The sequence below is a fragment of the Reinekea marina genome (assembly GCF_030409715.1).
Taxonomy (GTDB): domain Bacteria; phylum Pseudomonadota; class Gammaproteobacteria; order Pseudomonadales; family Natronospirillaceae; genus Reinekea; species Reinekea marina.
In genome coordinates this window covers 1,503,577-1,516,137 of record NZ_JAUFQI010000001.1, presented here as the reverse complement: position 1 = coordinate 1,516,137, position 12,561 = coordinate 1,503,577, and the positions used below count along the sequence as shown (strand labels likewise).

Annotated in this window: 13 protein-coding genes; 5 read left to right on the top strand and 8 right to left on the bottom strand. The window is 43.0% G+C overall.

Annotated elements, in window-relative coordinates:
- Positions 1–10: 10 nt before the first annotated feature.
- Positions 11–1,336 (bottom strand): diaminobutyrate--2-oxoglutarate transaminase, encoded by a 1,326-nt coding sequence (ectB, locus tag QWZ13_RS08005; RefSeq protein ID WP_290281312.1) that lies wholly within the window; start codon positions 1,334–1,336, stop codon positions 11–13.
- Positions 1,337–1,357: 21 nt separating this feature from the next.
- Complete coding sequence (gene ectA / locus QWZ13_RS08000; RefSeq protein ID WP_290281310.1) at positions 1,358–1,849, bottom strand: diaminobutyrate acetyltransferase; 492 nt, start codon at positions 1,847–1,849, stop codon at positions 1,358–1,360.
- Between the two features lie 232 nt (positions 1,850–2,081).
- Between ectA and QWZ13_RS07995 the strand changes: the two genes are divergently transcribed.
- Complete coding sequence (locus QWZ13_RS07995) at positions 2,082–2,627, top strand: MarR family winged helix-turn-helix transcriptional regulator (RefSeq protein ID WP_290281309.1); 546 nt, start codon at positions 2,082–2,084, stop codon at positions 2,625–2,627.
- A 127-nt stretch (positions 2,628–2,754) separates the two neighbouring features.
- Positions 2,755–3,087: a hypothetical protein gene (locus QWZ13_RS07990; protein WP_290281307.1), complete on the top strand. Its 333-nt coding sequence runs from the start codon at positions 2,755–2,757 to the stop codon at positions 3,085–3,087.
- Here QWZ13_RS07990 and QWZ13_RS07985 read toward each other — a convergent pair.
- Positions 3,076–3,435: a DUF2200 domain-containing protein gene (locus QWZ13_RS07985; RefSeq protein ID WP_290281305.1), complete on the bottom strand. Its 360-nt coding sequence runs from the start codon at positions 3,433–3,435 to the stop codon at positions 3,076–3,078. The genes QWZ13_RS07990 and QWZ13_RS07985 overlap by 12 nt on opposite strands.
- Before the next feature lie 141 nt (positions 3,436–3,576).
- Positions 3,577–5,169 (bottom strand): bifunctional UDP-sugar hydrolase/5'-nucleotidase UshA, encoded by a 1,593-nt coding sequence (gene ushA / locus QWZ13_RS07980; protein ID WP_290281304.1) that lies wholly within the window; start codon positions 5,167–5,169, stop codon positions 3,577–3,579.
- Between ushA and QWZ13_RS07975 the strand changes: the two genes are divergently transcribed.
- Entirely contained in the window at positions 5,142–5,264 is a 123-nt protein-coding gene (locus tag QWZ13_RS07975; protein ID WP_290281302.1) for a hypothetical protein, read from the top strand. The genes ushA and QWZ13_RS07975 overlap by 28 nt on opposite strands.
- Positions 5,265–5,346: 82 nt before the next feature.
- On the opposite strand, the gene QWZ13_RS07970 is transcribed toward QWZ13_RS07975, so the two are convergent.
- Positions 5,347–5,790: a hypothetical protein gene (locus QWZ13_RS07970; protein WP_290281301.1), complete on the bottom strand. Its 444-nt coding sequence runs from the start codon at positions 5,788–5,790 to the stop codon at positions 5,347–5,349.
- Between the two features lie 262 nt (positions 5,791–6,052).
- Between QWZ13_RS07970 and QWZ13_RS07965 the strand changes: the two genes are divergently transcribed.
- A complete protein-coding gene (locus QWZ13_RS07965; RefSeq protein WP_290283312.1) occupies positions 6,053–6,457 on the top strand; it encodes a rhomboid family intramembrane serine protease in 405 nt (134 codons plus the stop codon).
- Here the strand turns inward: QWZ13_RS07965 and yihG are convergent.
- Together yihG and QWZ13_RS07955 are read right to left on the bottom strand one after the other, a co-directional pair.
- Positions 6,434–7,321, bottom strand: a complete 888-nt coding sequence (yihG, locus tag QWZ13_RS07960) for a 1-acylglycerol-3-phosphate O-acyltransferase, YihG family (protein WP_290281299.1) — start codon at positions 7,319–7,321, stop codon at positions 6,434–6,436. The genes QWZ13_RS07965 and yihG overlap by 24 nt on opposite strands.
- Before the next feature lie 64 nt (positions 7,322–7,385).
- On the bottom strand, positions 7,386–8,099 hold the full coding sequence (locus tag QWZ13_RS07955; protein ID WP_290281297.1) for a sulfite exporter TauE/SafE family protein: 714 nt from the start codon (positions 8,097–8,099) through the stop codon (positions 7,386–7,388).
- A 213-nt stretch (positions 8,100–8,312) separates the two neighbouring features.
- Here QWZ13_RS07955 and QWZ13_RS07950 point away from each other — a divergent pair, with 213 nt between their 5' ends.
- The gene (locus tag QWZ13_RS07950) at positions 8,313–9,974 is read left to right on the top strand and encodes a methyl-accepting chemotaxis protein (protein WP_290281295.1); all 1,662 of its coding nucleotides are present in this window, start codon (positions 8,313–8,315) and stop codon (positions 9,972–9,974) included.
- Here QWZ13_RS07950 and QWZ13_RS07945 read toward each other — a convergent pair.
- Positions 9,971–12,556 (bottom strand): DUF2339 domain-containing protein, encoded by a 2,586-nt coding sequence (locus QWZ13_RS07945; protein WP_290281293.1) that lies wholly within the window; start codon positions 12,554–12,556, stop codon positions 9,971–9,973. The two genes, QWZ13_RS07950 and QWZ13_RS07945, sit on opposite strands and share 4 nt — an antisense overlap.
- Positions 12,557–12,561: the final 5 nt, after the last annotated feature.

Sequence of the window (12,561 nt, the reverse complement as noted above, 5' to 3'; positions counted from 1 at the left end):
CAACTATGTCTTAACCGACCCACTTCACATCGTCGTCTACTTGCACGTTATCAAAATAGTCAGATTCATTAGGTATCACGTCTTCTTGCAAACAAACACGCTCTACAGCCTTCTCAAGAATGTCCATACCACGCTTTAAATTGCCTTCGCTGATAGTCAAAGGGCAAAACACTTTCACTACCTGATCATCTGCGCCACTGGTTTCAATGATCATGCCATTTTTAAACGCTTCTTTAGTGATTTTTGAAGCTATTTCTCCGTCAATGCAGTTAATGCCTTGGAACATACCGCGACCACGAGCATCAAACTTACCTTCGCTATATTTCTCAACCATAGCCGTTAAGCGCTTATTTACATATTTGCCTTTATTTTGAATATCTTTTGCAAAGGCATCGGTTCGCCAGTAATGCTTTAAGGTGGCTGTCGCTGTCACAAACGCTAAGTTATTACCTCGGAATGTTCCGTTATGTTCGCCAGGCTTCCATTGATCCAATTCAGGCTTCATGAGCACAACAGCAAAGGGCAATCCATACCCACTTAATGATTTAGAAAGAGTGACAATATCAGGCTTAATTCCCGCTTCTTCGAAACTGAAAAATGTTCCGGTACGACCACAGCCTGCTTGAATATCATCAACGATCATCAGCACATCATGCTTATTACAAACGGCCTGTAAGCCTTGCAACCACTCTACGCTGGCAGCGTTCACACCACCTTCACCCTGAACTGTTTCAACAATAACGGCCGCTGGCTTATCAATTCCGCTGCTTGAGTCACTGAGCACCTTATCTAGGTAAGCGTTCGTATCTACATCATCACCAAGGTAACCATCAAAAGGCATTCGGCTTACACCAGAAAGACTGGTACCAGCGGCGCCACGATGATGAGAGTTACCGGTGGCAGCGAGCGCACCCATGCTTACGCCATGAAACCCATTGGTGAAAGAAATAATATTTTCGCGCCCAGTCACATTTCGCGCCAGTTTTAGCGCCGCTTCAACGGCATTGGTACCCGTTGGTCCTGTAAACTGCATTACATAATTTAAATCTCGTGGAGCTAAAATAATGTCATTAAACGCCTGCAAGAATTCGCCTTTTGCTTTGGTGTGCATATCTAAGCCATGAGTTACACCATCTTCGGCGATATAATCGACCAATGCGCCCTTGATGTGTTTATTGTTATGGCCATAATTCAAGGTGCCTGCTCCAGCTAAAAAGTCTAAATATTCTTTACCGTCTTCACCGAATAAGTTCTCGCCTTGCGCTTTATGAAAAACAACAGGGAATGAACGAGCATAAGACTGTACTTCTGATTCAAAATTCTCAAAAACTTTCATCGTAATCTCCAACTAAATAATTTAACTGTTAAAAGGTCCAATACGAACCAACCATTCTGTGTCATGTGCGCCATTAAAGTGCGCATCGGCCTCATAATGATGGGTCTTTTCAAGCGGAGCATTCATACGTTTTGCTAACCGATTAAACAGCGCCCAAGAGGCATCGTTATCTTTAGTGATCGTGGTCTCTAACATTGAGACACCATTCATTGAATCTCGCTCAAGTAGATGGCCTAACATCTTTGAGGCTAATCCAGTGCCTCGTTCGCCACTGTCTACTGCCACTTGCCATACAAATAAGGTATTCATTCGGCTTGGGATTCGATACCCACTAACAAAACCAACCACAGCCTCATCCCTTTTCCCGACTACTGACGTGTTCGCAAAATGATCACATTGAAGTAAATTGCAATACACCGAGTTTTCATCCAATGGCTTGCAGCGAGCGATAAGCTGGTGCACAGCATTACCATCACGGCTTTCAGGTGCTTTCAACTCAATTTCTTTAGACATATTTAATTCTCAGTACAAATATTTAGCCCACTAACCATATTTAAAAGAATAACACTCCGAAAAACTTGTAAATACGCTTTTTTAGGCCTCTCAATTAATTTTTATGTATAGTACACTAAATAAATAATTTATAAAGTCCCATTTTCAAAGCTTTTTTCATTAGAATTAGAAGTGTTTCACAGAAATTTATTAGGACTGGCTTTATTGAATTAAGGCTATTTGGAGCGACTGAATGTATAATTTTTCTTATACACCCTATGATCTGGAAGAATTGGACGTGAAAAAGATAGATGAAGTGCTGGTTGCCTTAAGGCGCGTTATACGAGCGACTGATTTACACTCGAAACATCTAGCCAAAACTACAGGGCTCACCGCACCGCAAATTTTGCTTTTGCAAACCATTCGCACCCTCGGCAACGTAACCATTGGCGAGATCGCAAACAGCATGAATTTAAGCCAGGCTACGGTCACAACGATTATCGATCGTCTCGAAAAACGGTCTTTGGTTTATCGAGAACGTTCAACAAAAGATAAACGCAAAGTACACGCGCACTTGTCAGAGCAAGGCATCGAAGTTCTCAAAGATGCCCCTACACCTTTGCAAGATTCATTTGCAAAACAATTTTCGGATTTAGAAGATTGGGAACAAACAATGATTATTGCCTCCTTGCAGCGCGTCGCCCAAATGATGAATGCGCAGCACATCGATGCATCACCGGTACTCGATGTAGGATTACTAGACAGACACCACCCTGCCATTGAGAAACCTACAAATTAAAAAATGACACTATAATTAGTACACTAACAGTAAGCTTCGATCATAAAGACAATCTGGATAATTGCTTAATGCGAGTCATCCAATTTGCCAAAATTCGCGTAAGTAAATGCTATCAGTACACCTATAGATGAGAATTAAAATGACATTGATGGCTAAAATTTGCTTATGGGTAGGGCTGGCCTTATCGCTTTGGCTTAGTTTTTTACTGATTGGAACCTCTCCATGGTCAACTTTTAGCGCTCAAGGGCAGGAACTGATGAGTATGGAATGGGGAGTTATTTCACTCATTGATCTTTACGCTGGTTTTTTTCTTGGGCTGTGTTTGATTTGGTTATTTGAGGCTAATCTTTGGGTGAAAGTACTCATTACACTGACGCTACCAACGCTTGGCAACCCAGTATTGGCCATATGGCTGGTCTTTCGCTTTCGCTATCTTAAAATAAAGGCATTAGGCTCTTAAAATTTTCTCGAGCTTTTTTCCTTTTGCAAGTTCATCGACTAACTTATCCAAATAACGCACTCGTTGAGAGAGCGGGTTTTCAATTTCTTCTACGCGATAACCACATATTACGCCTTTTATTAAATGTGCGTTGGGGTGCAGTGTGGCTAGGTTAAAAAAGTCGTTAAAGCTTGTTTCATTCTTAATAAACTCCTGCAACTGTGGCTCATCAAAACCAGTTAACCAACTTATAACTTGATGAAGTTCTTCAATGGAGCGGCCTTTTTTTTCAACCTTAGCCACATAATGCGGGTAACATTCGGTAAAGGTAAGTTTTGCTATCATTTCATCATGCGTGGGTCTGGCCATAGTATCCTCGATTCAAGTTTAAACATTAGCACCAAGATTTCATATTACGCCCGGTTAAAGCTTACTTCCAGAACGATCTTTTATTTTTTGAAGGTATAAAAAAAGCCAAGCAAAGCTTGGCTTTCATACGATTAAATTATTTTACATGCGATCGATCGTATAACCAGGATCAAAATCTGCAATATCGAGTGGGCTATTGTTCTCAATGAATTCAACCATAACGTCCGCATCTACAAAACCTGTATTTACGTAATTAGGGTGGTCACTCATCTTAGGATAACCATCGCCACCTGAAGCCATGTAGGAGTTTATGGCCAGGCGATACATTTTATCCATATCAATTGGGCGATCATCAATATACGCCGCGTTGATCACGCCGTCTGTTGACATTATTTCTACGCCATCAAATTGCGCAAAAGCACCACTGCCAGCTTCTTTACTCATGGCAACGGCTAAGTAATCCAACAACTCAGCACCGGTTAAATCTACATAAGACAAAATATTGCCAAACGGTTGTACCGTTAACACGTCTTTATAAGTGATTTCACCGCCTTCTAAGTCAGCTCGAATACCGCCAGAGTTCATAACAGCTAAATCTGCCTTAGCTTTTTCTTTCTGAGCACGCGCTACTAACACACCAAGGTTAGTTGGTTGGTTACGAACAACAGCCCGGTCACCAATAAAGTCACCGTTTGAGCTGCCAATAACAACGTTTAGCTTCTCAGCTCCAATTTTTTGATAAGGAGATAGCATCGCCAACATTTCAAGATCTTGTGCAATCTCAGCTTCTTTCAACACATAGGTGCTATTGCCTTCAGCGTCTTTAACACGATCTTTCAAATTTACAGGAATAAGACGGTAGTCATAATTGGTAATCTCACCGTTTTTGACGGTCAAATCTAAACGACCAACATATTTGCCCCATTCGTGGGCCTGTAAGATTAGAGTTCCGTTTTGAACATCTGGCTCAAATAATGGATTTTGGCTGTGGCCTCCAACAATGACATCAATCCCGGAAACAGAGCGTGCAAGAGTTACATCGCCTGGTGCATTTCCGCCAGATTTACCATCGGCATAGTGGCCCATGTGAGTAACGGCGACAACGAGATCGGCCTTTTTGTTAAGTTTCGGAATTAACTTCTCAGCGACCTCAACTGGCGTTTTAAACGTTAAGTCACTCATGTATTCTGGGTTGCCAATTTTTACGGTATCTGCCGTGGTAAAACCAACCACCGCCACTCGGTTGCCCTGAACTTCAAACATTTCATAAGCAGGGAATAAAGTACTGTTTCCCTTATAAATGTTAGCCGATAAAAATGGAAATCCAGCCCATTCTGCTTGCTGTAGCAAGACTTCTCTTGGGTTGTCGAATTCATGGTTCCCAAGGGCCATTGCATCGTATTCCAACATATTCATGCCTTTGAAATCAGGCTCGGCATCTTGCAAGTCTGACTCAGGAACACCCGTATTAATATCGCCACCGGATAGCAGCATAACGGCACCACCTTCACTTTCAACTTCCATTCGGATGTTGTCTATGAGGGTTTTGCGCGCGGCCATACCGTATTCGCCACGGCTACTTTGCCAAAAGCGACCGTGATGGTCGTTCGTGTGTAATATAGTCAGCTTGTATTCTTTATCTTGCTCGTAGGTTGGTCCAGTGGCACAACCGGCCAGTAGAACACTGACGGCTAAAAGCCCTACCGATGTGTTGGCTAGAGTCCATTTTTTCATCTTCATCTCCCAATGAGGTATTGTTTTTGTCCGATTGGTCAGATCGCTCCGCTACCTTACTGCGCCTAGGTAGTGAATTTCAACTGATTCTATGAAAAATTTATGACAACTGAATGAATTATTGATCCAATCAGGGTTTTAAATTCTATCGACTAATAACTAGTTTTGTTTCTTGGGTTATTCTACCCATTCCCAGCGAATTGGCTCACCAAAATCATCATATATCCAACGCTTTTCAGCTCGCTTAGATCGGGTTGACTTTTTATTTTTGGTTTTCTTGCGCTGATCTATGGCGGCAACAACCTCAGGAACCGGTGTTCGAGACTGTGCTTTTTCAGAATCAGACGATTTAAATGGGTTTATCCAGGGCTTGGCATGATCTAAGCCACTTTTACCTCTTTCTACTTCATTAATATTCCCGCCGTGCCTTAAGAATGCATTGACTTCGGCATCAAGATCTTCTCGAATGTCTTTTTTAGAGGTAACCCGCAATTTCATAATAATATCTAACTTGAAATAGACCGATGAGTATAGCGAATGCTTGGTTAAATTTCGAACTTGTTGCCACACTTGTTTTAACAGTTTACTGATAAGTTCATGAAAAAGTATAAATCCTTGCACCCATCATCGTCTTCATTTAAGTTGATTTTTTCAATAAAATGAAGTGGTTATGAATTATTTCGCTCCTCGCAAAGGCTATATAGCAACCCCTATTATACTTATACTAAACTGCGCAATATTTCTTGCCTTAGTCGTTGTAAGTCGGTCGTTCGATACCTTTCACCCGATCACATTATTAAAATTCGGCGCTAACTACTCAAAACTTGTCGAAGCGGGCCAGGTATGGCGCTTGGTTAGCAGTATTTTTTTGCACCTCGGCTTAATGCACTTGCTCTTCAATTCCGTATCGTTGGTCATACTGGGTCGCTTTATTGAACCCTTGGTTGGCTCTGGCTTATTTATAACTATCTATCTGGTGACGGGAATGGCAGGAAGCACCGCAAGTTACTTCTTTAATCAAGAGGTGCTTAGTGCAGGAGCCTCTGGAGCTATCTTCGGATTATTTGGCGTTTTTATAGCCGTGCTGCTAGGCAAGCTAATTCAACCTGAATTGGCTAAGGCCTGGGGTAAAAACATCGCGATGATTTTAGGGATCAACCTGTTGATGGGATTATTTCTACCGGTTGATAATGCCGCCCATTTAGGCGGCTTAGTTTCCGGCATTGCGTTGGGTTACGTCTCGCTTCCTGTCATCAAAAAGCGATTACTCAGCCATCTGCTCAAGTAAGGCGTCTTTGAGTTTCCAACGCTCATTCAACCACTCTTGAAACTGAACACGCATGTCACTGCTTGCACGATAGTCCATTTCTAGAAATTTTTCTGGGACGTCTGTGGGTTGAATGTGAATGCGCACTTTATTAACGCGACCACAGGCCATGTCCCAAAAACTGGGGGTTTGCCCACCGTATGCGATAGTGACATCGAGGACGGTTGAAAATTTACGCCCCAATGCTTGAATCGTAAACGCAATGCCGCCGGCTTTGGGCTTTAATAAATTTTTATACGGTGACTTGGTTTTTCCATGTTTCTCTTCCGAAAAACGTGTGCCTTCTAAGAAATTAACCACGCTGGTAGGCTGCAAACTGAATTTTTCGCAAGCCTTCTTTGTAGCCTTTAAATCATCATTAACCTTTTCAGGGTATTTCGCTAAATAGGATTTAGAGTGCCGTTGCATAAAGGGGTAATCCAATGCCCACCAAGCTTGACCGACGACCGGAACCTTGGCCATTTCCTTTTTAATGAAAAACTTCAAAATAGGAATTTTGCGATGAAATACAGCGAACAACGCGAAAATATCGACCCAGCTACGATGGTTAGAAATGACCAGAGACCATTGATTCATTGTTAAAGGCACTGGGTTTTCGTTATGAAAATCGATACGTAAAACGTACTTCATCCACACTAAATTGGCGGATATCCAGAAATTAGCCACAGCCACCATCACAGGGCTGGCTATTTTATGGCGCAATGATCGCGGTGTCAGTACACGCAATAAAATGGCTAAAAAGACAAATATGCCAATAAATAGTGTAAATAACACCAACATCAATATTGAAAGTGAGCCTAAAATGGCTTGAAAAAAACGCTTCACTAGTTACTCCGTCACGACTAAATTTATTATTTTTAATTGAATTTGCTTTTTAGGCAAATAGTTATTAGAAAACCGCACCATAAAGCGCGATAAAAGCCGACAACGAACACAGGCTTAATAAGATGACTCTGAACCGGTCATCTACCCAGTGCCTTAGCTGTTTGCCGACAAAAAAACCTAAATAGGCCACCGGAATAAAGCTCAATCCAGCCAACCAAAGCCCCCTATCTAAGATCCCTACTACCTGATAACTGATGAGTGAGGTTATGCAGGAAAATGTAAAATACAGCGATAAGTTAGCCCGAGTTGTATGTGAATCACCGTGTTGCATAACCAGTGCCATGGGCGGACCACCAATACTGGTGGTAGTTCCTGCGATACCAGATACGAAACCCGCCACGCTTAAATTGGCTCGGGTTGCGGCAAACGGCTTAGCAAACAGAGTGACAAATATCGCCACAAACACCATGACAGAAACTAACGTTTGTAACATCTGAACGGGGATAATAAGCAATATCCAAGCCCCTAGAACCGTTCCAGGGAGGCGCGAAATCATTGCTGGTACAATTAAGCGAACCGCTAAACCGCTGCGCTGATTCCATGTATTTTGAATACTCAACACGAGTGCAACCATAGTTAAGGTGGTCGGTACCCATTCGGGCTTAAAAATCACAATGACCGGCGCGGCTATTACCGCCATCCCAAACCCTATCGCTGTTTGAATTGCACAGCCGACAAATAAAGCGATGGCGGCTACTACCCAGTGAAGATCGAACATTTGTATTCCTTTATACAGCTTTTATAGAGAAATTCTGGCATTAAACCGTGCATATTATTCGAACAGCATCGATTCAAAAAGCCACTCGGCTAAAAGACATTCATGCTTAGGATTCACAGAACGTCATTTTCAACGCTTAAAGTCCTAATGGATTTATCCTGCAGGTCGATAAAGTTTGAACTAAAGTGAATAAAAAGTAGTGACAGGTGCGCCATGAAAAAACTTTCCATCACCGTGAAAATTAGCCTATTGGTAATATCGTTAATTATTACGCTTCTCCTTTTATCAGGCTATTTTATCACTAGTTTTGCAGGGGTCATTCAAGGCAACCAACAAGATTCTGAGCTAAGAGCATTTGAAACGGCATTGGCTGACCATTGGAGTGAGACGAAGGATCATTTAACGTTACTCAGGGCATTAGGCCCAGACTTCTTCTCTAAGAAAATAACAGAAGAAGAAATGCAGGCCGCTGTTGACCAAGGACATGACCTAATTCAAGCACTGTCAGCGCATTTTAGCACGCTCGATACCAGCATTGAAAACACATGGAATTCAGCCAACCCGGATGCCTTACTAGAAAACTACCTTGAAGCATACAATCAAAACTGGGAGCAAGTAGTGGTAGCGTTTGAAAGCGCTGCGGAAGTCTGGCTCACTAAGGGTTCTTGGAATCAACGAAATGCCGCCGACAAAGGTATTGTAGCGGCCATAGAACCCATGGACGACAGCGTAAATAGCTTCCGAAGTTACTTCGGAAAAATGTTCAGCTTAAGAACTCAGGAATTGATTAAAAATCAGCAGTCCGTGATTCAAAACACACTTCTGGCTATCGTAGTTATTATCGGTGCCGCGCTATTGGCTTCTTATTTTGTATTACGAAAGCTTAAAGCAGACTTACTCAGCATTGTAACGATGACCAATAAACTGGCCAACGGTGATCTGACAATACAAGTCACGGCAAATAAAAATGGCGATGAAGTGGATAACGTCAAATTGGCCGTTATTCAAATGAACCAGCAGTTACGCAACATAGTGGAAACTGTCATTAATATCGCGGAACACCTGCGATCTTCGAGCGCAGGCATTTTGAGTGACACCGAACATAGACTCAAGGATGCAGAGCATCAACAGGATAACTTACACCAACTGGCGGCGGCAATTGAGCAATTAGAAGGTTATTCCAACCAAGTAAATTCTGCGGCAACTGAATCACTCGGCGTCGCATCGGAAGCCACTGATGCCGCAAAAATTGGTCGAGATACCGTGTCTGAAACCGTCTCCTCTATCGAGTCTTTGGCTGAAGACATTGTAAAATCTGTCTCTGTGATTAAAAACCTAGACAGCCAAGCCGAAAACATTACCACGGTCATTACTTCCATCCAGGCTATTGCAGAACAGACCAACTTACTTGCATTAAACGCCGCCATTGAAGCGGCACGTGCCGGTGAGCAAGGGCGAGGGTTCGCTGTAGTTGCAGATGAAGTTCGAAGTTTGGCGGCTCGCACTCATACCTCGACTGAAGAAATTCAACAAACGTTGGGTGATTTACGAAATGAAACGGGTCTGGCCGTTGACGTAATTGAAGGGAGCCATGAAAAATCTGATCAATCGGTGGCCAAAGCTAGCGCGGCCGGTCAAGCAATTTCAGCTTTTGACCAAGCCGTTGCACAGATTACTCAATGGACCCATGAAACCGCCAATGCTTCAACTGAACAAACGACGACTTTGGCCAATATTTCCACCATTGTTTCCGATGTAAATAAAATCACTGAAGAAAATACGAAGCGCGCTAAGCACTCACTCGAGTCAACTGAGTCACTCAACGAGCTCAGTGAAAGCTTGGTGAAGTCGATCGCCTTTTTTAAAGTGAACTAACTTTCTCTTGGCAGCGGTAGTGGTGCAAAATAGCCCACCGCTAACAATAGCCCACCAACGCCAATAAAAGATAAGATTCTAAATAACGTATCGACATTGCTTAAATCCAATAGAAACAATTTGAGTACGACTACGCCTAATACAGCGGCCCCACTAAACCACATTCGGCGACTCATGCTTTTCTTGGCACCTAAAAGCATTAAAAATGCACCCACTATTGACCAAACCAACGACCAAACCATTTGGGTAAGCGCTGACGAAAGCCAAGCATCGAGTTGAAAACCAACTCCGTAGTAATGAAATAATATGCGATTAAGTTCAATGGTTAACATTAATGCGCACCAGAAAAAAACCGGTACCATCATATTCGAAAAAGCCTTGTTGAGCTTTAGCAGGCTGTACCCCAATAAAATGATCATCATTGATATAGGATGCACAATAGCCACAAAGGGCCACGGAGAATAATCCCCGATTGACGTCACGGTCACAAGGCTGACCACCATAACGACGCCAACACTCCAAGCCAAAATATTTCTTTGGGTGGCTGGATAGTCAAAAAACAAAGGCAGCACTTTTTGATGTGTCGAGAACAACAGTACAAAAGGTAAAAAGAACCCCAGCACATGCCAGTCTGTTTGCATTTGGCCCAGTTGAGTTATCAGTAGGCCCAAGACAAAGGGAAAGCCGAACCATAACGCCAAGCCTTCGTATTTTATTGTGTGGGTGCCAATTTTCGAAAGAAGCAATCGCCCGGTCCAATAGCCTAACAAAATCACGCAGACTAAGCTAATATCACTATTCGTTGCAGTGGAACCCAGCTCTGCATAAAACACGGCGGCGGCCACCAACGCAAGGGCTGTCAATAACCAATGGAAACTGACCAGCGTAGACCAATTAAGTTTGTAATGCGCCCATGAAATCAGCGCCAATGTTAACGGCATAACCCCTAGGCAAACAGTAACGAATGCGGTTGTTGAAAAGACTTCGGCACTGTAAAAGCCCCAAAGATATAACCACCAAAATAAACTCCAAGCAAAAAAACCTTTTTGTAACCAAGCATTAAACAATTCGAACCCTTGCTGAGAGTATAGCGTCCAACTGCTGAAAATACCGGCGCCAACAACCGCGCCAAACAACGGCCAGGCCAAGTAGCTGCTATTAGTTAGCACTTCAGAATCGGTAAACAAATGAATGGCAAAAAACGCCCCCGCGACCTGAATTAAACTTGCCCACACAAGGTATAGCCAGCGTTGCTGACGAACGGCGAAAACAAAAAATGCCGCGCCTTCTATTGAATAAATTAAACTTGAAAGCAAATCATTTAAAGCAAAGGGTACCGCTAAACTGGCAGCCACAATCGCGGTTGCAGCAAAGCCACGGTATGAGGTTCGATGCCATACCACACCGTACCAACAAGCCGTTGTTAAATAGACCGCGGCGATGATTACATTTGAATCTTTTAATATTGCGTAAACGGCTAAGCCAGCCATCGCTGGCACCGTTATGGTTAGCCCAGGTAGCAGTTTTTGAACTAAGGGAGTACCGCTCATAACCCATTTAGCCGCCAATAGTGAATACAAAACTACCAGCCCTAAAATAAATAACACCAAAGGGGTTTGTACTTGAGAATCAGATAAATCCCCTTGTAAATATTCAGCGGTCATTAGCAGTGACACCAGTATTAAACTGCCTAAATAGCTGAGCCTTAAGAACCATTTCCAAGGCTTGCCTTGAACAATCCAAGCGGCACCGATATTGAGCACCAAGAGATAGCTGAACAAGCGCCACAATGAAGAAGCATCTGAGCTGGCAATAAATGGGGCGATGAATCCACCCAGCAATGCAATAAAGGCTAATACCTGAGAATTTTGTTTGATCGCACGATAACCCACAAATAACACAGCAAACACACAAGCAATTAACGTCGGAACCCAACCAACCAGTTCGTATACAACATGGCTTGCAAACCAAGTTGCTAACCAAATCGCAAACCCTGTACCTTGCAAAACATGGCCATACATTGCTCGTCTTTGACTAAGCTTTGCGCCGAGTAACGCTATGCCAAGGCCTGCAAGTCCCATGGACCAGAGCCGTGCCGTTAGGCTGAACAACCCAATATCCGCGGTATATTTTGCAAGAAATACCGCGCCAAAAATCAAAATAATTGCACCGATTTTCGCCGTTAAATGGGTGGATAACTGCCGTTCAAGCCAAGAGGGAGATTCCGGTGTTTTTATATATTCATCGGCGGGTTGGCTTTGAGAATCTGGTTCAACGGGTTGAGCCTGTATAGAGGTAACTTCAATGGCTTGATGGACTACTTCTGAGTATGCATTGGTTAACGCTTCTTCATATTCTTCCGGTCTAGCGCTTTCGTTTATTTGTTCAGAATTTTTGGACTCATTATCCGCAATGGGCTTTTCTATTTGGCGTTCGGCACTGGTTTTAACCTTTATTGAAAGTTCTAAAACCCGACTCTCCAACGTTTTAATACGACGGAACAGTAAAGGGACGCCGACGAGAGCCAAGCCCCAAGCGACTAAAATGAGGATACCGAGAACAAAAAATATGAGCTCTTCCATGAATC

Excerpts from the sequence above, each read along its gene's own strand:
- ectB (WP_290281312.1), bottom strand. The coding sequence starts at position 1,336 with ATGAAAGTTTTTGAGAATTTTGAATCAGAAGTACAGTCTTATGCTCGT.
- ectA (WP_290281310.1), bottom strand. The coding sequence starts at position 1,849 with ATGTCTAAAGAAATTGAGTTGAAAGCACCTGAAAGCCGTGATGGTAAT.
- QWZ13_RS07995 (WP_290281309.1), top strand. The coding sequence starts at position 2,082 with ATGTATAATTTTTCTTATACACCCTATGATCTGGAAGAATTGGACGTG.
- QWZ13_RS07990 (WP_290281307.1), top strand. The coding sequence starts at position 2,755 with ATGAGAATTAAAATGACATTGATGGCTAAAATTTGCTTATGGGTAGGG.
- QWZ13_RS07985 (WP_290281305.1), bottom strand. The coding sequence starts at position 3,435 with ATGGCCAGACCCACGCATGATGAAATGATAGCAAAACTTACCTTTACC.
- QWZ13_RS07975 (WP_290281302.1), top strand. The coding sequence starts at position 5,142 with ATGTGTTGGCTAGAGTCCATTTTTTCATCTTCATCTCCCAATGAGGTA.
- ushA (WP_290281304.1), bottom strand. The coding sequence starts at position 5,169 with ATGAAAAAATGGACTCTAGCCAACACATCGGTAGGGCTTTTAGCCGTC.
- QWZ13_RS07965 (WP_290283312.1), top strand. The coding sequence starts at position 6,053 with ATGCACTTGCTCTTCAATTCCGTATCGTTGGTCATACTGGGTCGCTTT.
- QWZ13_RS07955 (WP_290281297.1), bottom strand. The coding sequence starts at position 8,099 with ATGTTCGATCTTCACTGGGTAGTAGCCGCCATCGCTTTATTTGTCGGC.
- QWZ13_RS07950 (WP_290281295.1), top strand. The coding sequence starts at position 8,313 with ATGAAAAAACTTTCCATCACCGTGAAAATTAGCCTATTGGTAATATCG.
- QWZ13_RS07945 (WP_290281293.1), bottom strand. The coding sequence starts at position 12,556 with ATGGAAGAGCTCATATTTTTTGTTCTCGGTATCCTCATTTTAGTCGCT.